This is a genomic window from Rhizobium sophoriradicis (genome assembly GCF_003939025.1).
GTDB classification, from domain to species: Bacteria; Pseudomonadota; Alphaproteobacteria; order Rhizobiales; family Rhizobiaceae; genus Rhizobium; species Rhizobium sophoriradicis.
In genome coordinates this window covers 18,826-36,913 of the sequence record NZ_RQIH01000015.1, presented here as the reverse complement: position 1 = coordinate 36,913, position 18,088 = coordinate 18,826, and the positions used below count along the sequence as shown (strand labels likewise).

Sequence of the window (18,088 nt, the reverse complement as noted above, 5' to 3'; positions counted from 1 at the left end):
GCACCTGTTCCGAAGCGGCACGACCGACCATCGACCGTAGGTTCGCCGATAGCCTCAATAAGCTGAGGCTCCCCGAGCGCGCCGCGCTTTTGCGCCATGTCGTCGCCCGCGAAAACTTCCGTGCTCTATAAGGTCAGCTGCACCTTGCAAGCAGCCGTACGGTCACCGGCAAGGATGAAAGCGGCGTCGGCCTCTTCGAGGGGCAGGCTGTGACTGATGATTGGCCGCACGTCGATCTCGCGACTTGAGATCAGCGCGACGGCGGCGGCGAATTCCTCGTGGAACCGCTGCGTGCCATGGATATGGAGTTCCTTGCCGACGATGGCGTTGAGCGGGACCGGAATCTCTCCCGTGACACCGACCTGCACGATCGTGCCGCGCGGCCTGATGGCGGCAATCGCGCTGCGGATGGCGGGCGCGGCGGCCGAGCATTCGAAGACGAGATCGAAATAGCCCTTCCCCGTCTCGAATTCGGCAAGCGCCGCACCCTCTCGAGACACATTGATCGTCCGACTCGCCCCCATCGCCTCTGCTCTCTCCAGTGCCGCGTCGGCCACATCGGTCACGACGATTTCGGCCGCGCTGTGATAGCGGGCGGCGGCAACCATCAGGCAGCCGATCGGGCCGGCGCCTGTGACGAGGACGCGCTTGCCCGAGATCTCTCCCGCACGCGATGCCGCGTGCAGGCAAACGGCCAAGGGCTCGCTGCAGGCGGCTTCCGCGGCGGTCGTCGCCGCTCCGACTTCGAAGCACTGCCTGGCCGGCACCACCAGCCTTTCCCGGAACATGCCCTGCTCATGCGGCAGGCGCATCGCGCTGCCCATGAAACGCATGTCGAGGCAGTGGATCGGCAGTCCCTTCCCGCAATATTCGCATTCGCCGCAGGGCTGGCTGGGGTTGACCGCCACCAGCGTTCCGGGTTTCAGGTCTGCCCCCTCCCCTGCCCTCTCGACGATTCCCGATGCCTCGTGACCCGGAATTATCGGCTCGCGCACCCGGATCGGTCCGAAGCCGCCATCCTGATAATAATGCAGGTCGGAGCCGCAGATGCCTGCGGCTGCCATTTTCAGCAGCACCTCGCCTGGGCCGGGAGCCGGAACGGTGTCGGTCTCCACCCTGAGATCGCCCTTTTGATAAAGCCGTGCCAGACGTGTCCGCATCATGGCCCTCCTATCTCAACAGTCCGAGTTGCTGCGGCAGCCAAAGCGATACGGCTGGGATGAAGGTGATCAGGATCAATGCGAGGAAGAGCGGCACCAGCCAGGGCAGGATCGCCATGGTGGTGCGTTCGACCGAGAGTTTCGCGACTCTGGACAGCACGAACAGCACCATGCCGAGCGGCGGATGCAACAGGCCGATCATCAGGTTCAGCGTCATGATCAGGCCGAACTGAACCGGATCGATACCGAACCTGGCGACAATCGGCAGCAGGATCGGCACGAGGATCGTGATTGCGGCGATCGTATCCAGGAAGCAGCCGACGAAAAGCATCAGCAGGTTCACGAGGATGAGGAACACCCATTTATTGTCGGTGATCGACAGGATTGCATCGGAAAGCAGCTGTGCGGCCTGGCTGACCGTCAGCAGCCATGCGAAGACGGAAGCCGCGGTGACGATGAAGAGAACGGATGCCGTCGTCTCGATCGTATCGAAGCTGGCCTTGGCGAGCGTCGAGAACGTCATGGTGCGGTAGCGCACCAGGCCGAGGAACAGCGACCAGAGCACGGCCGCGACCGCCGCTTCGGTCGGCGTGAACCAGCCCATCGTCATCCCGCCGATCAGGATCACCGGGGTCATCAGCGCCATGACGGCGGAAAAGGCGAAATACCAGTCGAGCGCCAGAAGCACGAGAAGGGCGATGCCCGTGGCCGCATTCATCGACAGCCCAGCCCGCATCATCAGATAGATCGCCACGGGCACCATCAGCACGACGAGGATCTCCAATCCGGCCGACAGCAACTGCCTGACGTCGAAGGGTGCGTCCGAGCCCCAGCGCTTGTAATAGGCAAAGGCGGCGACGGTGATCATCATCAGCAGCGTCATGACGACGCCGGGCAGAACGCCGGCCATGAACAGAGCGCCGATCGAGACATTGGCCATCATGCCGTAGATGACGAAAGGCAGCGACGGCGGGAAGATCGGCCCGAGTGTGGCAGACGCCGCCGTCACGCCGACTGCGGCCTCGACGGGATAGCCGTGATCCTTCATCGCCTTGATCTCGATCGTGCCGATCCCGGCCGCATCGGCAAGTGCGGTGCCCGACATGCCGGAGAAAATGACCGAGCCGATGATGTTGACCTGCGCCAGCCCGCCCTTCATCCAGCCGACGAGCGCGACGGCGAAGGAATAGATGCGGCCGGTGACGCCCGCCGAGTTCATCAGATTGCCGGCGAGGATAAAGAAGGGCACGGCCAGAAGCGGGAAGCTTTCGACACCGGCGATCATGCGCTGGGCGACGATTATGTCAGGGGCGATGCCGTAAAGTACGATATAGAGCACGGATGCGACGGCCATCGAAATGGCCACAGGCACGCCGACAAGCATCAGCAGCAGAAACGAACCAAGCAGCAGCAACATCGGATTACCCTTCGACGGTCTGGAATTCTTCCGGCCGCTCCAGGACGGAGTAGCCGCGGCGCATATTGGCGATGAAGACGATGACCGCGCGGATCAGCATCAGTACGAAGGCAACAAGGACGGAGTAAAAGACGATATTGCGCGGCAGCTCGATGGTGACCATCTGCTCGTCGGCGACGATCTCGACGTAACGCCACATCAGATAGCAGCCATAGGCGAAGAAGCCGATGCGGACGATATCGACGAAGGTCGCGAGCACGCGCGCCAGGCCCGCCGGCATATAGTGATAGAACACATCCACCTGAATGTGCCGCGACATGCGGACGCACATGGCGGACCCCAGGAAGACGACGCCGATCAGGCAGTTGATGGCGATTTCCTCGGTCCAGGCGTAACTGTCGTTCAGCACATAACGCGTGAAGAACTGCAGGAAGACGCAAGCTGTCATCAGCCAGAAGACGATCAACGTGATCCAGTCCTCGATGGCATAATCCGCGACATTTGCAGTCGGCGCGTGCCCTTCGAATTCGTGGCCGATTTCCTCGGCCGTGATTGGCGTGTGAATTTCTTGCGACATGATCGGCCTTGTTCCTGTTGGGGAGGATGGCGCGGCGCGGGCGGCGCGACCTTTAATTTGTAGATAAACCTTGTTCTTTGCTGGAGGCGTGGCCCCTCATCCGCCTGCCGGCACCTTCTCCCCGTAAACGGGGCGAAGGGGATATGCGGCAACGTCTCCGTCCCTCGCCAACGTTTCGCAGGACACGTCCTCTCTCCCCGTCAAAACGGGGAGAGGGTTAGGGTGAGGGGCATCGCTGACGAGCTTTTACTGGATCGCCCGAATGGCTTCCCAGTCGGACTTCTCGTAGCCGAAGTCCTCGAACTTGACCTTCTCCATCACAGTCTTCTCGAAGTCGGACTTATCGACTTCGGCGACATTCAGGCCCTTTTCCTTGAAGGTTGCGACGAGGCTGTTCTCCTTGCCGGCGATTGTCTTGGTGGTGCGCTCTGCCGCCTGCTGCATCACCTCACCGAAGATCTTCTTGTCCTCGTCGGAAAGCTTCGCCCACAGCTGCTTGGAAACAACCGTGTTCAGGTGGTCGACGATATGGCCGGTGAGAATGATGTTCTTCTGGACTTCGAAGAACTTCTTCGCCTCGATTGTCGTCAGCGGGTTTTCCTGCGCCTCGACGGTGCCGTTCTGTAGAGCGAGATAGACTTCGGCAAAGGCGATCGGCGTCGTGTTGGCGCCGCAGGCACGCGGCATGGCGAGATAGGCCGGAACGTCGGGCACGCGGATCTTCAGGCCCCGCATATCAGCGCATTTGGCGATCGGCTTGTTCGAGGTCGTATGGCGCGTGCCGTAGTAGCTGACGGCGGCGATGTGGTTGCCGGTCTTGTCTTCATAACCCTTGGCGAGGCGCTTGAAGACGTCGCTCTTCGTATAGGCGATCAGGTGATCGGGGCTGCGGAAGATATAGGGGAAGTAGGTGACACCGATCGGCTTATAGTCGCGCGCCGCAAAACTCGACCCCGATATGATGATGTCCACGGTGCCGAGCTTGAGGCCCTGGTTGATGTCGGCTTCCTTGCCGAGCTGCGAGGCCGGATAGACCTCGATCTTGTAGCGTCCGTCGGTGCGCTTGGCGATCTCCTCCGAGGCCCAGACGGAATCGGTGTGGAAGGGCTCGGACGTTTCATAGACATGCGCCCATTTCAGCACTGTTTGGGCGTGGGCGATCGCCGTGCTCGCCATGATCGCGGCTGCGGTGCAAAGTATCGTTGCCAGTCTGCTCTTCATCGCTCTCTCCTCCGAGCTCGGTTAAGTCTTGACGGTTCCTTTCGCGCGCCCCTTAGCGGAGCCGCGCTTCTCCTCTCCCGAAAACTCCTCCCCGAAGCTCTCGGAAAACCTCTTCTGTGACATGGTAAGATGGGTGCGCATAGCGGCCTTTGCGCCCGCCGCATCGCCGGCGGCGATCGCATCGCGAATGGCCCGATGTTCGTCCAGAGCGCTGCGCCATGTCGTCGGCCCCTCGAAATGGCTGGCGAGCCTGGCGAAATAAGGGGTCATGCGCATGTCGAACATTTCGCCCGTTACCCGGATCAGCGTCGCATTGCCGACGATGGCGGCAATGCCGGTGTGGAAGGCGCGGTCGGCGGCAAGCACCGCGCTCGCATCATTGACGCCGCCGCTCATGCGCATCAGCGCCTCGTCCAGCACGGCGATGCCGTCCGGCTTGGCGCAGCCCGCCGCTTCCTCGGCAATGGCACATTCGATGATGGCGCGCGCCTGCAGCAATTCGAAAGGTCCCTCCACCGGCTCGCGTTCGCTTGCCGCGGCATTGGCGCTATGCTGGCGCACCACATAGATGCCGGATCCCATGCGGATGTTGATGAGGCCTTCGACTTCCAGGACGATCAGCGCCTCGCGCACCGTCGGGCGTGATACGGACAATTGCTCCGCCAGATCGCGCTCGGCCGGCAGCCGCTGGCCGACGGCAAGCTCGCCGCTCGCGATCATCAAACGAATCTGATCCGCTACCTGGCGATAGAGGCGGCGTGATTCCACTGGCGAAAACATCACGGTCTCCCTGGCGGCTTCTCCTCAAGCCGCGGCTGGTCAACTGGCCTGACCAATTAACGCATCGATACCATTCCTCGGGTTGTGCGTCAATACGCCGCATAAACGCAGAACACGAATGCTGCTGTGGACGCAGGTCGCTCTGACCGGGTCGGCGGGTGGTTGCGGAGTGCTGGGAACCTTCGCGGCCATCCAGTGTTTTGGTGGCCGATTTGGGAGCATGACGATGAATTATCTCTGGCTTTTTGCGGTGGCGGGAGGAGCGGCCCTTCTGGGCGTTGCTCTCTGCTTCGGAATGATCAAGCAGGATGGCCGGCGCTCGATCGCTGCCATTGCCGGCGCTTTCGTGGTTGCCATCGGCGCCCTGGGAGTGGGTGTCTATGTCGCCACCGCCCCGACGGCCCCCCTGCGTGCCTCCGATAGGGAGGGCTCGCAAAACAGGCTTCCGGCGGCCGCGACGACTGAAAAGGATCTGCCGGGAAGGTGATTAAAGCATGTTCGCGCAAAAGCGTGCAGCGGTTTTGCGGCAACGACATGCGTGAAAACAAAGAGCTAAAGCGCGAGAAGCGAATCGGAAAGATCGCGACGCCGCTTTAGGGCCGCCCGCCCAACACGGCGAGCGGGCTCGCCACCATCGGCAGGAGGTGCACCATGGCGGGTTTTGCGGTTATTCAGGAGCGTGCGTTCGCCGCAGCGCTCAAATCAATGACGGACGAAGAGCTTTTCCGCCTGATGGCAAAACTGGAAATGCGTAGCCAAGGATCGGGCCGATCCTCTTCAACAGACGAGACCTTCGTCAAGATCGTTCTCACCGAAAGCGCCATCGAAAGGCGTTTCCCAGGCCAGATGCTGAGGCCTTACAAGGAATGGCTAACGCGGCTGCGACGGCAGGAAGCCCATCAGTGGGCGGCAGCTCGTGCGCGGGGCGGTCGGGCGATTTCGGGTGAAGCGGGGCCGGAGACGCCTGGGAGGTCATAGGCATCGGCCGCGAAAGCTTCGAGGGCCCGGCGGTTGCGGATGATCACCAGGCCGCGGGTGGAATAAATGAGATGCTCGCCTTCCAGGATGTGTAAGGCATCGGTAACGCTCGACCGCCTGACGCCAAGCACCGTCGCGAGATGCTCATGAGTAATGGCAATCTCCTCGCCGTTCAGACGATCATTGCACATCAGGATCCACTTCGCCAATCGCACGTCGATCTTGTGAACGGCGTTGGAGAGCGCGGTGTGGGCGACCTGCGCGAAGAAGTTATGGAAAAAATGCGAGAGCAGCGGCAAGACTGCGGGGTTCTCACGCAGAAATCCTGCCAGGGCAGCGGTCTCGACGCGACGTCCATGGCCGGCGACCTGCATCGTGATCTCGAAAGGGAAGCTATTCCCTTCTACGATAAGGGCCGGCGGCGACACGCCGTCCCTGCCGACAAGGCCGATCTCCGCGCTCCTGCCCGCGGCAGATGCCGCTACCACAGAGGCTATACCGTTTTCCAGAAAGTAATAGTGACTGACCGGCATGCCGGTATGAACGAGACGCAGATCGCGCGGCAGGATGAGCGGCTCGAGTACCGTCTCGAAGGCGAGAAACTCGGTATCCGTCAAATGCGATAGGATGAGATTTTGGGTGCATCGCATGGCCCTGTCCTTTGCTTGGCAAGAGCACATCGCTCTTAGCCGCCAGCGCCATAAAATCTGCTGAAGATGCCAGCAATTATGGACCCCGGGAGGAGAGATTGCAAGCCGCCTGGCGCAGCCTGCATCGTCGAGCAGGTTGCGCAGACCCAAGGCTTTTGTACGCAAGCGCACGTCGGACCGAAACTGCCGTCGCAGGTGCTAATGTAGCGGAATGGAATTCCGGGAGTGCTCTGGTATGGATCAATATACCTTTCCGGGCGACGACGCAGAAATCTATCGCCACATCGTCGAGAGTGCGCTGGACTACGCCATATTTGCGATGGATCTCGAGGGCACCGTGGCGACGTGGAGCACCGGCGCGGAACGCCTCTTCGGTTATTCAGCACCGGAAATCCTCGGACAGAACAGCGCCGTGATCTTTACCTTCGAGGATCAGCTCGCCGGTGCAGCGCTCAAGGAGATGAGGCTTGCTCTTACCGCCGGACGTGCCAGCGACGATCGATGGCACGTCCGAAAAGACAACAGCATGTTCTGGGCCTCCGGGCTGATGATGCCGCTTCGTAACGACACCGGCCAGATCTACGGCCTGATGAAGGTCGTCCGCGACCGCACACGAAGGCTGCAGCAGGACGAAGCGCTGCGCGCCAGTGAGGAGCGCCTGCAGCTCATTCTCAAAAGTGCGATCGACTATGCGATCTTCGCCTTCGATCGGGAAGGAATGATCATCAGCTGGAACACGGGAGCTTGTCGGATCTTCGGCTATGAGGAACAGGAGATTCTCGGACGCGACGCGCGTATTCTCTTTCTCCCGGGGGATCGAGAAGATGGCGCACCGGAACGCGAGATGAAGGCCGCGCTGGAGCACGGCCGCGCGGAAAACGAACGCTTCCACTTACGTAAGGACGGTTCGACATTCTGGGGCAGCGGATTGACGATGCCGCTGCGTGCCCATCATCATGGTGCCGGCTTTCTCAAGGTGCTCCGCGACGACACCCAGCGGCACTCCGCCGACGAACATCAGCAGGTCATGATGCGGGAGATGAGCCATCGCATCAAAAACAGCCTCGCGCTGGTTGCGGGAATGCTCGCGATGCAGGCGCGCTCGACGAAACACCCGGACGTCGAGCAGGCCCTGCGTGACGCGGAAGCACGCGTCGGAACGATTGCCCAGGTGCATGATCAATTGTGGCGGCAGCCGCATATCGAAACGGTGGATCTCGCCGATTTCCTGTCGAGTCTGTGCCAGCGTCTCGAACAGTCGACCTCCCTCCACACCGTCTCCGTCGACGCGGATCCTTGCATTGTCGATGCCGACCGTGCCATCCAGATCGCCCTTCTGGTCAACGAGCTGGTAACGAACGCCTTCAAGCACGCCTATTGCGATGGCGGCGGCGCAGTCTGCGTTATCGCGCGCAACAACGGCGGTGAACTCCGCCTCGAAGTATCGGACGGCGGCAAGGGCCTGCCCCCGGAATTTTCGTCCGACGAAAATGGCGGAAAAAGCCTGGGAATGAAGGTGGTGCGCGCGCTTGTGCAGCAACTGAGGGCCGAGCTCCAGATCGAAGATCGACGGCCGGGTGCGGGTTTCGTCATTCGATTGCCGAGAGATGCTTGAGCGGCCGCTGGCCGGCAACGACCTGCCGCTCACCCCATGAATTCCTGGCGCTTATGCTCGGCGTGCGGCGCTCCGGCGTGTCGAACGAACTGCATGTCATCGAAGGACTGAGAACAATCAGGTCGTCCGGTGTGGGACATGGGATCAATGGTAGGTGATGGCGGCGCCGGTTTGAAGGCGCATGATCGTCGCGCGAAGCTGGAGGAGTTCCCTGAGGATATCTTCCCAGCAATCCTCATCGGCGCTGGCGATCGATGTCATCGACCTGCGGATCGTCTGAAGGAGACGGTGGAGGGCCTGTCGATCGGAACGGTCGTCGCAGAGATGCTGAAGATCATCGATGATCTGTCTGAGGACAATCCGCCGTTCTCGAAAGCTCAGGGACGAGGAACAAACCGCGATTAGGGCGTTAGGCCGCCTCCTATTCATCATGACACGCTAACCGGTCGGCCTTGACGGCTGGCGAGCGCGCGCCTGATGTGGCTGTCGAGATTGGCAAGCTTTCGAAATCCAGATGCATGTGCCGCATCAAACCACTGAGCCTATGCGGGTTGCGGATCCCGCATTCGAACCAGGAGACAAGTTCCCGCGCAACCTGCTGCGCCGCCGGACTGCCGATTTCGCAGGACTTTTCCCGACACCATTCCTTCAGTACAGAGTGTAACATGCCGATGTCCTCGGGCTGCAGCGCCGGCTTCGTAATCCCCGAATGCTGGGTCATTTCCGCATTCCTCCCCATTACGTGAGGTGATCCTAATCTTCGGATTTTCGATTTCAATCACGGGTACGGAAGCGTACGTATGCCGGTTGCCGGGTTGATTTCCAGCCACAAGACCGTGGAACCAACGAGGTCGGATCAGGTTCGGCAGGAACGAGGAAGAACGTCGCACGGCAGGCTTGAATGTGATACGCAGGGTGCAGAAGCGGATCGCCTGAGGTTTGAGTCGCCATTGAGCAGCATGATCATCGTCAAACCAAGGCTATTGTAGGCGCCCGCCATGAAATCGCTCAACCCGGTCGCCGGCAAGACGATCCTCATTATCGGTGAGTCCGGCTTTCTGTCGAACGAGGCAAAACGGGCATTGATCCGCCGCCAGGCTTCGATCGCCGGGCCTGTCGTCGTCTCCAGCGCGATGGAGCGCTTAAGCGAAGGTCTTCAATTCGAGGCGGTAATCATCGACATCAGGATTTCCGATCAAGCCTTGCTCTGGCTGAACGACTGGCTCGAGACACGCCGAATCCCCTTCGTCTTTGCCCATCACCAGCAGTCGCAAGCGCCTCCCGGCGGCTTTGTGCTGAGCGGTCGTTCTTCCGATATCGATGCGGTGGCCGCGGCTTTGTTCGGACCTGATGCCTCCTATTATCATTGAGGATGTTCGCTTCCGTACAGTTCTGCCAGGGGAGTTGTACCGGCCTTCGTCGAACGCCATTATTAAGCGGCACAATGGGAAGCTTCGGCATCAGGAAGGGCGCTATGCCTGACTGTCAGTCCAAACATCTCAAAGCACTGGATTCTGCCGGTATCAGCCGCTTGCGGTCCATCCTGAATGCGATCTGCCGCGAGACCGGCGAGCCGTTGTGCGGCCCTGCGATGCAGAAGATCGCCGCATTGCTGATCGGCCTCTTTCGCCACGGCGTGACAGACCCTGACAAGCTGCTATCGGTTGGCCGCCTCGCACTGACACAGAATGCGCGCGGTATGACAAAAGCCACCGCATTCAAACCTGGCGGGCAGGTGGAGGCGCCATAGCCGAACGCGATCCGAACGGCCGCCTGCATGAAGGATATGGAACCCGATGGCGCGGCCGAAGTTCGGGGAGATGGAACCGAACCACGACATCAGCGAATTTGAACCAACGACCAATCCGGCGATCACTGGATTGCTCGGCCGTTGCCCGCGATGTCAGCGGGGCCATCTGTTTGCGACTTATCTGAAGCTCGCACGCCACTGTGATGTCTGCGGCCTGGACTACTCCTTCGCGGATCCGGCAGATGGGCCCGCTTTCTTCTCAATGAGCATCGCCGCCGTGCCCGCCCTCGCCTTCGCCCTATGGATCCAATTGGCGTTCGAGCCGCCGATCTGGGTTCATCTTCTGGTCACCCTCCCGGTGACCGCACTTGCCTGTGTCCTCCTTCTGCGTCCGCTCAAGGGCTGGCTCGTCTGCTCGCAATTCTTCCATAAAGCGGAAGAGGGCAGGATTGATGCTGACTGGCACGCGTCAGAAGCCGAGCGGAAAAGCAAAAACTGATCGGCGCAGCCGCAAGATTCCAGGCAGGTCCGTTCCAGACGTGGCGGATCGAACGTCGGTACAGGCTCAACGCGTGAGTTGAGTGCCGATCAATCGTCTATATTCCTCTTCGGCTGCACCGTAGGATCCGTGCGCCTCTTCGATCAGTCCGCGCCGGTTGAGGATAACGATCTGCCGACGGGTGGAGCGGATTAGCCCTTTGCCTTCGAGCAGGTGTAGCGCGACGGTGACGCCGGCCCGACGGACGCCCAACATCACAGCCAGAAACTCATGCGTCAGCCAGATGGTCGTGCCATCGGTTCGGTCATGCACCATCAACAGCCAGCGCGCGAGCCGCTCCTCAAGCTTGGCATGGCCGTTGGCAAGAACCGTCGAGGTCGTCTGGGCAAGCAGCGTCTGAACATAGGCAAGAAGAAGACTGCGCAGGACGCGGCTTTCTTCCACGGCGGCAGAAAGGACGGGTGCGGGCAATTTGAAGCCGTGTCCGGAAATCTGCATGAATGTCCGGTTCGCGGACTGTTCGCCTCCGAGTATGACCGCGGCGCCGGTCATGCCCTCACGGCCGACGATTCCCACTTCGAGGTCGCGCCCGCCCGGAAATCTCGCCACGATCGACGCAAGCCCAGATTCCAGAATATAGACATTGCTGATCGGCGTATCTTCCAATTCAAGGACCAAGGGAACCTCGAGATCGAGCGGCTCCAGATAGGGCACGAGAAGTGCACGCTCCTGCGGCCCCATGGCCCGCAAAAGTTCGTTTCGAAAAGTCAATTGCTGGTGATCCAAATTCATTCGCGCATCTATGGTAATGCGACCCTCTCGCGGGCGAACCTAACCATCTAGAATCGTTGAGCAACACACTGTGCACTAGCGTACAAATCTGCGGCTGCTGCTGATGCGTCTGATGAACCCTCCAGCCTTACCTTGGGGCCGCTCGATGTCGTCTTCGGCGACAGATTTTGATGTTGAGAAGTGCTGATAAGCCGGAACATGCCAGATGACCGCCTAGCTCGAGCTCTCCGCCGTCGCGATTGTCCTCGATATCCATTCACGGACAAGTCTGTTTGCTCTCGCCGCCAGCTTCGTCGGGAAGCGATTGAAGCCGTGCGGGGCTTCGGGAAAGATCACGCAGTCGGCGTTGCTGCTTTGCTGCTGCCATTGCCGCGCCATGGAAAGGCTGTCGTCGATGATCGGATCGAGTGCTCCGGCGATCAGCAAGGCGGGCGGAAGCCCAGAGAGATCGGCAAACAGCGGACCTTTGGCCTCTCGCCCGTTTAGGCTCCGTGTCAGCCGCTGAAGGTTGCGGAGCGCCGATGGCCCGTCGATCACGAGACTCTTTCCGCTCGACCGCCGCAGGCTCTCCGATCCGGTCAAGTCGAAACCACCGCACATGGAAACAAATCCTGCAACTGCCTGTGCCTTGCCGCACTCGCGCAGATGAAGAAGCGCCTCCGCGGCAAGATGGGCGCCGGAGGACTCGCCGCCGAGGATGATCCGTTCAACCTGCAGTTCGGCGAGGTGCTCGACAAGCCACTTGACCGTCGTCCTGCAGCCATCGAGGGTGACGTCGAGCCGATCATCGACGGCGTTATGGAAATTCACCGCGGCCACCAGCACCCCGCAATCCCTTGCGATCGGGCGGGTGATGCCGTCATCGAGACGGGCATTGCCCATCACCCAGGCACCGCCATGGAAATGGATATAAAGGCCACGAGCGTTCGCTCGCGGCAGGATCATTCTTACGCCGACAGGACTGCCAACGCTCAAGGTAGTGCGGCCGGCGGTTTGGCCGTGACGGGCCAGCAGATCAGGAACCAGGGACTGGACCGCCCGAACCACGGCTTGGATCGTTTTGGCATTCCAGCGCCGATCGGTGTGGTAACGAGGCAAGAGACCGAGGAGCGCGTTGAGCCTTCGAGCGCCGCGCAGTTCCTGCGTGGTGAAAGAGGGCCCCGAACCGGCTTTTTTCCTGATGCTGGCCACGCTCACTTTGAGGTCAGCCCCTGGATCCTCGTCAAATGCATCCTGAGGTCCGGCAGAATCTTCTGCGAGGCGCGTTTCACCGCGCCGTCCGGACCATTTTGTGAATAGTCCGCGAAGAGCGCTACAGCCTCCTGATGCGCCGTCAGCTGTGTCGAAAGATAGGCTTGGTCGAGATTTGCCTGATCGCTTTGGCGAAGCGCCTCGAGCTTCCTGTTGTACTGGTCGTCGAGCGCTGTGGGCAGCGCAATGCCGTCCTCCTTGGCCGCATCGGCAAGCGTCGACCCTGCCCGGCCGTGATCCTTCAACATGTCGCCGGCAAACTGCCTGGCGTCCTCTGCCTTGCCTTTGGCAGTTTCAATCTTGGCTGCCTCCACTTCGAACATATTCGACATGGCGGCGCGGGCGACGAAATCGGTTGCTTTGCTGCGAGCGGCATCATCGGCAGCCAAGCTGGGTACCGACGTCAACAAGAGCAGGCAAAGGTTGAATAGCAGCCGCATGATTGTCTCCTGATCCTCGATTGAGCGACGTTGCAAGCGCGAATGCTCCCCAACAAGCGGATGCGGGGACGGTTCCGCACGCCAAGGCATCCGCGTTTGATTCTTATTTTGGAACCAGGGCGAGACCGGGCGGTTAGAGCTGGCGAAAAAGGAGAACTGATATGGCAGAGAACGAAATTCGCGACGTCTTCGTCGTCGGTCTGAGAAATGCGCACGCCATGGAAAACCAGGCGCTCAGCATCATGAAGCCGCAATTGAAACGAATCGAGAACTATCCTGAAGTTGCCGAAAAGCTCGATCGACACATACGCGAAACCGACGGCCAGATCGTGCGGCTGGAGGAGATTCTCGATGGATTGGGCGAGGATAAATCGACCCTGAAAGATATGGCGCTTTCGGTTGCCGGGTCCGTGGCCGCTCTCGGCCATGCGGCTGCCGGCGATGAAATCCTGAAGAACGCCTTCGCCAATTTCGCCTTCGAAAACTACGAAGCTGCCGCTTATAAATCGCTGCTGGCGGTCGCCGAGGCGGGCGGATACGGAGCGGCTACGTCCGGTCTTCAGGCTAATCTGGCCGAAGAGCTGGCGATGGCGGAATGGATCAATGGCAATCTGGTCGCTCTTACGACGAAGTTCCTGTCGCTGCGCCAGTTGGGCGAGACGGCCAAGGTGTAGGCTTTCAATTCAGCGGCTCACCAGCTGACCAAAGCGGAACCGATTGACGAAGTCGGCTGGGGGCCAACCATCGCGTCCATGAACCCATAACACTGCCTGCAGTCCCGCACTCATAGGAGAGCGAATATGGCAGAAACGACGATGCAGCCGAAGGAGAACCGCCTGCTGGGCCTGTTGCCCGAGGATGAGTATGCGGCGGTTGTCGCCCATCTCGAACCCTGCGCCATACCTCGCGGTTTCATCATCGCCCCGGCCGACGCAATCATCGAGCACGCCTATTTTCCCTGCGAGGGGATAGGTTCGGTCATCAATATCTCGCCCGAGGGCAATCGTGTCGAAGCAGGGTTGTTCGGTCGCGACGGCTTTGCACCGGCGGCTGCGGTGGTCGGTGCAAGCATCAGTGTCCCGGAAGTCACCGTCCAGGTGCCGGGTTTCGCCTATCGTCTACGGCAAGGCACGCTGCTCGATCTGATGAAAACCCAGCCGGTTTTTGCCAGCCTGCTCCACAAGGCCGTCTATGTTCTGGCCACACAGGCCGGCTTCACCGCCCTCTCCAATGCCGTCCACGAGATCGATGAACGGTTGGCCCGCTGGATCTTGATGTGTCACGACAGGATCGACGGCAACGAACTTGCGCTCACGCACGAGTTCATCGCCTTGATGTTGGCGGTGCGGCGGCCGAGCGTCACCACGGCCCTGCATCTGCTCGAAGGCTACCGCTTCATCCGCTCCGTTCGCGGCCTGGTGATCGTCAGGGATCGCGCCGGCCTGGAGGACTTCGCCTCCGACGCCTATGGCAAGGCAGAGGACGAATATGAGCGGCTGATCGGACCTCTCAGGAAACCGAAGCGTGGTCCGAACGACATACCTTCCCCACGCCCGGCCTGAGCAAGCGGATCGAAGCCCGGCCGCGACTTATCTTCCGGCATACCCGCCGCCGGACCTCGCCTGCTCCGCTGGTAGAGCCCTTCTCAACCGGTTGTCCGGAACATTCCGCCTTTCGGCTGGTTCGGGAGCCGAAGGAGAGGAAGATGAACCAAGGTTCGGATCGTCGCGCTTTCGCGGTCTATATCGCAGCCATCGTCCTAGTCGGGCTTTTGATCGTGCTCGGCACTACGCTTTCGGCCGTTCCATCACGGATTGGCCTCCCTTGAAAACTCGATGCTATGATCGCTTCTGCTGCCTGCGTTCCAGGAGAGCGACGGTTCGGTCCGGGTGGACGGGCTGAGCAGTGAACAGCAGCGGAACGGCCTGAAACCCCTGTGGCTGGTCATCGCCATATTAGAGCAACAATGGTCGCCATCGCCTTTCTGCTTTACGTCTCGATCCTCGTCTACGGCGTAATGCAAAGGATGTAGCACGCGCGGGCGGAATTTCCTGGCGAACGACCGCCATCGAAGGGCAGAGCCTATTTTTCCCTGCGTCGAGCGGCCAGCCGGAGCCGGATGGCGAAGTGATCGAGAGTGCCGGGCAGATTGTCGACAGCAAGCGAGGGTTGGAGCAGCACAACATCAGCCGCCGACAAGAAGGCGCCGACGGCAAGGCTCGCAACAGTCGGTACGAGATTATGTGCCGGGCAGATGACGGGACCGGCACTGAAGGGTACGAGCCCTGCTGCCGGCAACGCATCATTCGGACCCCAGATGCTCGGGTCCATCCGATTGGCGTAGAGGAACTCGGGGTCTCGATGGAAGAATGGTGCCAAGATGATGACGCCCGTGCCACGCGGGATGATCCTGCCGCCACATTTGATATCCTCGGTCAGCTGTCTGAGGATGACGGGTGTTGTCGGCCAGAGCCGCAAGACCTCGAGCAGGCAACTGCGGGTGAAAGGACGATCGAGGTCCCCGCTCATGGCCTCTTCCACGGCTTTGCCCCAATAGCTCACATGGCAGGCCAGCATCGCCAGCGTCCTGATGACGGTAATTCCGGCCGCGTCGAAAGCGAACAGCCACTGGGCCACCTGGCTTTCCGGGGCGATCTCACCGCCTTTCGGAAGCCGGCTGACGAGACTGTGCTTGTCAGGTTCGCTGAGATAGCGACCGACCTGCTGATGAAACAGGGCAAGCTCGCGCCGGTCGACCGGGGCGGCAGAAGCCCAGTTCGCCCGTCCCCGCAGGTCGTTCAAGGTCTCGGTCAATTTGATGTCATTGCGCGCCCGCTCGCCGAGGACGAGTCGCCTGACGACTCGAAACCAGGCCTGCGAAAAAGCTGGCCAATCGAGCTCACCCGACCGGTTGGATCTGATGTCGCCCAAAAGCTGGAGGAATTCGGCGTCGATGACGCCCTTGAAATGGGCGGAATATGGATGGAGCCGATCTGCTGTTGCCAATGCCTGCTCATGAGCTGGCCGAAGCTGGGCGCGCTGCGAGGCCGACGAAACCAGGAGGTTCTTCGGTTCGAAGTGGGCAAGGGCGGCGTGCTTTTCCGGCGTTGCCGCGGCAAACGGTTCGGGCGAAGATTGGAGCACCGTGGAGACATCGGCCGGATCCAGGAGGAGCAGTTGCGGCCGGAATGGAATAGGTAGCAGAAGAGGCGCCGGACCGTATTTCTTTTTCAGCCGCTGCATCTGTTTCACGGCTTTTGCATTCCAGTCCTGGCGTTCCGCCAGATGCTCGATCGTCGGGCGGCGGATGATGATGCCCTTGGCAACCGTCGGGGCCACGATCGTCATGATCACCCGAAGCGTATCGGTCCACCCGGCACGGTTTACTCTGGGAAAAACAGCGTGGCTTCGCGCATTCATGACACTCCAGCCCGGTCGGCAGCGGCCCTCCATGGCGGAGGGGTCTGACCTGTACGTGTAGAGCCATCTTATCGGCTTGAATTTGGAACCGGGACGAGGACCTTTTGTTCCTGCCGGCCGGCCGATGAACCGACTGGGCGCTCAGTCGGCGAGATGGTTTCCGAGCATCTGCAGCAGGGACTCGCGGGCACGGCTGACGCGGCTTTTCAAGGTGCCGATCCGGCACCCGCACATCCTGGCGGCATCCTCGTAGCTCGTTCCGGCAGCTACCAATGTCAGTGCGCGGCGCCGGTCGTCGGAAAGACGTGTCAGGGCCCGCTGCAGCTCGTGCTCCCGTAGCGTCCACTCCTGGGTCGGCGCGATCGCAACCTGTTCCAGCGCCGCATCCATCCCGACCGGCTCGCGTTTTTGCCGGCGGTAATTGGTGCAGAACGTATTTCGAAGGATGGTGAAAAGCCAAGATTTGAGCGAGGTGCCGGGCTGATAGAGATGCAGCGAGTTCAGCGCCTTCAGCAAGGTCTCCTGGACGAGATCATCAATGTCGTCCTCACTGCGCAGAAACCTGCGGGCAAAGGCGCGCAATGCCGGCGTCAGTTCGACGATCTCAAGCTCGATTGCGGACTTTTCTTTGCAATGCGACGCAGGACGTACGGAAGACGAGGAAGTCATTTTTCTCTCCTGGGATGAGAGGGAAAGTTCCTGCCGTCCTATTCGTTGCCGTACGATATCGGACAAAGCGGTGTTTTGCCCGGACCGGCTTTCTCGTCGACCAGTCACGACCTCGCCCGCGACCAGCATTGCGGACAAGGAGCATTCACGACCGTACAAATGGGAACAACGGCTTTCGGCGATTGTTCGGCTGATCGCCGTCCCGACAAGGGTCGGCCTCTTCCTTGGCCGGATAGAGATGACGCCTCCAGCCACGGAGGCGTCATTTCCACGCGGAACATCCGGCCGATGCGAGAGTTGATTGTCGTCACGACACGCCACAGGAGGACTGAAATGGCAACCGAGAAGACTCTGAACGACCTGTTTCTCGATACCCTTAAGGACATCTACTATGCCGAAAAGCAGATACTGAAGGCCCTGCCAAAGATGGCCCGCGCCGCGCAATCGGAAGAGGGCAAGGCCGCGTTTCTGCAGCATCGCGACGAGACCCAGGCTCAAGTCGAACGCCTCGAGCAGGTTTTCGAGATGGTCGGCAAGCCGGCCCGTGGCAAGACATGCGAAGCCATTCAGGGGATCATCGCCGAAGCCGAGGAAATTATGGACGAGTTCAAGGGCACGGTCGCCCTCGACGCCGGCCTGATCTCATCGGCGCAGTCCGTCGAGCATTATGAGATCGCCCGCTACGGCACGCTGATCGCGTGGGCAAAGCAGCTCGGCCTCAAGGATGCCGTGCCGCTGCTGCAGGCAACGCTGGCCGAAGAAGAGGCAACCGACAAGAAACTCACGCGGATCGCCGAGGCTTCGGCCAACGTGAAGGGCAAGGGCAAGGCAGCCTGAGCCCGTTCATTCAGCAACGGCCGCCGCCCCGG

At 60.7% G+C, this 18,088-nt stretch carries 22 protein-coding genes and 1 pseudogene; 11 read left to right on the top strand and 12 right to left on the bottom strand.

Translation table 11 applies throughout. The annotated features are described in order from the left end of the window. Nucleotides 1-125 precede the first annotated feature (125 nt). The 5 genes from EFR00_RS24055 to EFR00_RS24035 form a co-directional block, all read right to left on the bottom strand. On the bottom strand, nucleotides 126-1,160 hold the full coding sequence (locus EFR00_RS24055; RefSeq protein ID WP_077989865.1) for an L-idonate 5-dehydrogenase: 1,035 nt from the start codon (nucleotides 1,158-1,160) through the stop codon (nucleotides 126-128). A gap of 10 nt (nucleotides 1,161-1,170) precedes the next feature. Next, nucleotides 1,171-2,577, bottom strand: a complete 1,407-nt coding sequence (locus EFR00_RS24050; RefSeq protein WP_040112021.1) for a TRAP transporter large permease — start codon at nucleotides 2,575-2,577, stop codon at nucleotides 1,171-1,173. A gap of 4 nt (nucleotides 2,578-2,581) precedes the next feature. Further along, the gene (locus tag EFR00_RS24045) at nucleotides 2,582-3,154 is read right to left on the bottom strand and encodes a TRAP transporter small permease (RefSeq protein ID WP_040112020.1); all 573 of its coding nucleotides are present in this window, start codon (nucleotides 3,152-3,154) and stop codon (nucleotides 2,582-2,584) included. A 246-nt stretch (nucleotides 3,155-3,400) separates the two neighbouring features. Continuing rightward, on the bottom strand, nucleotides 3,401-4,375 hold the full coding sequence (locus EFR00_RS24040) for a sialic acid TRAP transporter substrate-binding protein SiaP (RefSeq protein WP_077989866.1): 975 nt from the start codon (nucleotides 4,373-4,375) through the stop codon (nucleotides 3,401-3,403). Between the two features lie 21 nt (nucleotides 4,376-4,396). Next, nucleotides 4,397-5,155 carry a FadR/GntR family transcriptional regulator gene (locus EFR00_RS24035; RefSeq protein ID WP_009996592.1) on the bottom strand — a complete coding sequence of 253 codons (759 nt, stop codon included), beginning with the start codon at nucleotides 5,153-5,155 and terminating at the stop codon, nucleotides 4,397-4,399. A 226-nt stretch (nucleotides 5,156-5,381) separates the two neighbouring features. Between EFR00_RS24035 and EFR00_RS24030 the strand changes: the two genes are divergently transcribed. After that, entirely contained in the window at nucleotides 5,382-5,642 is a 261-nt protein-coding gene (locus EFR00_RS24030) for a hypothetical protein (protein WP_009996590.1), read from the top strand. A gap of 412 nt (nucleotides 5,643-6,054) precedes the next feature. Here EFR00_RS24030 and EFR00_RS24020 read toward each other — a convergent pair whose 3' ends face one another. Next, nucleotides 6,055-6,783 carry a Crp/Fnr family transcriptional regulator gene (locus EFR00_RS24020; RefSeq protein ID WP_009996587.1) on the bottom strand — a complete coding sequence of 243 codons (729 nt, stop codon included), beginning with the start codon at nucleotides 6,781-6,783 and terminating at the stop codon, nucleotides 6,055-6,057. Between the two features lie 235 nt (nucleotides 6,784-7,018). On the opposite strand from EFR00_RS24020, the gene EFR00_RS24015 reads away from it, so the two are divergent. The 3 genes and pseudogenes from EFR00_RS24015 to EFR00_RS33145 all read left to right on the top strand — a co-directional run bounded on the left by EFR00_RS24015 (nucleotide 7,019) and on the right by EFR00_RS33145 (nucleotide 8,803). After that, nucleotides 7,019-8,398 carry a sensor histidine kinase gene (locus tag EFR00_RS24015; protein WP_009996586.1) on the top strand — a complete coding sequence of 460 codons (1,380 nt, stop codon included), beginning with the start codon at nucleotides 7,019-7,021 and terminating at the stop codon, nucleotides 8,396-8,398. Between the two features lie 7 nt (nucleotides 8,399-8,405). Further along, a pseudogene (locus tag EFR00_RS33600) lies at nucleotides 8,406-8,526 on the top strand (Crp/Fnr family transcriptional regulator); the annotation flags it as partial. Nucleotides 8,527-8,545: 19 nt separating this feature from the next. Then, nucleotides 8,546-8,803 carry a hypothetical protein gene (locus EFR00_RS33145; protein WP_077989867.1) on the top strand — a complete coding sequence of 86 codons (258 nt, stop codon included), beginning with the start codon at nucleotides 8,546-8,548 and terminating at the stop codon, nucleotides 8,801-8,803. 16 nt (nucleotides 8,804-8,819) lie between these two features. Here the strand turns inward: EFR00_RS33145 and EFR00_RS24000 are convergent, their stop codons facing one another. Next, entirely contained in the window at nucleotides 8,820-9,119 is a 300-nt protein-coding gene (locus EFR00_RS24000; RefSeq protein ID WP_009996582.1) for a hypothetical protein, read from the bottom strand. A 277-nt stretch (nucleotides 9,120-9,396) separates the two neighbouring features. Between EFR00_RS24000 and EFR00_RS23995 the strand changes: the two genes are divergently transcribed. From EFR00_RS23995 to EFR00_RS23985, 3 genes are all read left to right on the top strand, one after another. After that, the gene (locus tag EFR00_RS23995; RefSeq protein ID WP_077989868.1) at nucleotides 9,397-9,768 is read left to right on the top strand and encodes a hypothetical protein; all 372 of its coding nucleotides are present in this window, start codon (nucleotides 9,397-9,399) and stop codon (nucleotides 9,766-9,768) included. Between the two features lie 104 nt (nucleotides 9,769-9,872). Continuing rightward, nucleotides 9,873-10,148, top strand: a complete 276-nt coding sequence (locus EFR00_RS23990) for a hypothetical protein (protein WP_077989869.1) — start codon at nucleotides 9,873-9,875, stop codon at nucleotides 10,146-10,148. 46 nt (nucleotides 10,149-10,194) lie between these two features. After that, complete coding sequence (locus EFR00_RS23985) at nucleotides 10,195-10,647, top strand: DUF983 domain-containing protein (protein WP_225887959.1); 453 nt, start codon at nucleotides 10,195-10,197, stop codon at nucleotides 10,645-10,647. 66 nt (nucleotides 10,648-10,713) lie between these two features. Here the strand turns inward: EFR00_RS23985 and EFR00_RS23980 are convergent, their stop codons facing one another. The 3 genes from EFR00_RS23980 to EFR00_RS23970 all read right to left on the bottom strand — a co-directional run bounded on the left by EFR00_RS23980 (nucleotide 10,714) and on the right by EFR00_RS23970 (nucleotide 13,130). Then, nucleotides 10,714-11,433 (bottom strand): Crp/Fnr family transcriptional regulator, encoded by a 720-nt coding sequence (locus EFR00_RS23980; RefSeq protein WP_077989895.1) that lies wholly within the window; start codon nucleotides 11,431-11,433, stop codon nucleotides 10,714-10,716. A 219-nt stretch (nucleotides 11,434-11,652) separates the two neighbouring features. Continuing rightward, a complete protein-coding gene (locus tag EFR00_RS23975; protein WP_225882610.1) occupies nucleotides 11,653-12,384 on the bottom strand; it encodes an alpha/beta hydrolase in 732 nt (243 codons plus the stop codon). A 248-nt stretch (nucleotides 12,385-12,632) separates the two neighbouring features. Next, nucleotides 12,633-13,130, bottom strand: a complete 498-nt coding sequence (locus tag EFR00_RS23970; protein ID WP_077989870.1) for a DUF4142 domain-containing protein — start codon at nucleotides 13,128-13,130, stop codon at nucleotides 12,633-12,635. 161 nt (nucleotides 13,131-13,291) lie between these two features. Between EFR00_RS23970 and EFR00_RS23965 the strand changes: the two genes are divergently transcribed. The 3 genes from EFR00_RS23965 (at nucleotide 13,292) to EFR00_RS33940 (ending at nucleotide 14,958) form a co-directional block, all read left to right on the top strand. Then, nucleotides 13,292-13,804: a ferritin-like domain-containing protein gene (locus EFR00_RS23965; RefSeq protein WP_040112012.1), complete on the top strand. Its 513-nt coding sequence runs from the start codon at nucleotides 13,292-13,294 to the stop codon at nucleotides 13,802-13,804. Nucleotides 13,805-13,930: 126 nt separating this feature from the next. Then, nucleotides 13,931-14,692, top strand: coding sequence for a Crp/Fnr family transcriptional regulator (locus EFR00_RS23960; protein WP_077989871.1), 762 nt, complete (start codon nucleotides 13,931-13,933; stop codon nucleotides 14,690-14,692). A gap of 143 nt (nucleotides 14,693-14,835) precedes the next feature. Further along, a complete protein-coding gene (locus EFR00_RS33940; protein WP_280950812.1) occupies nucleotides 14,836-14,958 on the top strand; it encodes a hypothetical protein in 123 nt (40 codons plus the stop codon). A 254-nt stretch (nucleotides 14,959-15,212) separates the two neighbouring features. On the opposite strand, the gene EFR00_RS23955 is transcribed toward EFR00_RS33940, so the two are convergent. Next, on the bottom strand, nucleotides 15,213-16,550 hold the full coding sequence (locus EFR00_RS23955; RefSeq protein WP_077989872.1) for a cytochrome P450: 1,338 nt from the start codon (nucleotides 16,548-16,550) through the stop codon (nucleotides 15,213-15,215). Nucleotides 16,551-16,691: 141 nt separating this feature from the next. Next, complete coding sequence (locus EFR00_RS23950) at nucleotides 16,692-17,219, bottom strand: sigma-70 family RNA polymerase sigma factor (protein ID WP_040112008.1); 528 nt, start codon at nucleotides 17,217-17,219, stop codon at nucleotides 16,692-16,694. Between the two features lie 333 nt (nucleotides 17,220-17,552). Here EFR00_RS23950 and EFR00_RS23945 point away from each other — a divergent pair, with 333 nt between their 5' ends. Continuing rightward, the gene (locus EFR00_RS23945; protein ID WP_009990029.1) at nucleotides 17,553-18,056 is read left to right on the top strand and encodes a YciE/YciF ferroxidase family protein; all 504 of its coding nucleotides are present in this window, start codon (nucleotides 17,553-17,555) and stop codon (nucleotides 18,054-18,056) included. Nucleotides 18,057-18,088: the final 32 nt, after the last annotated feature.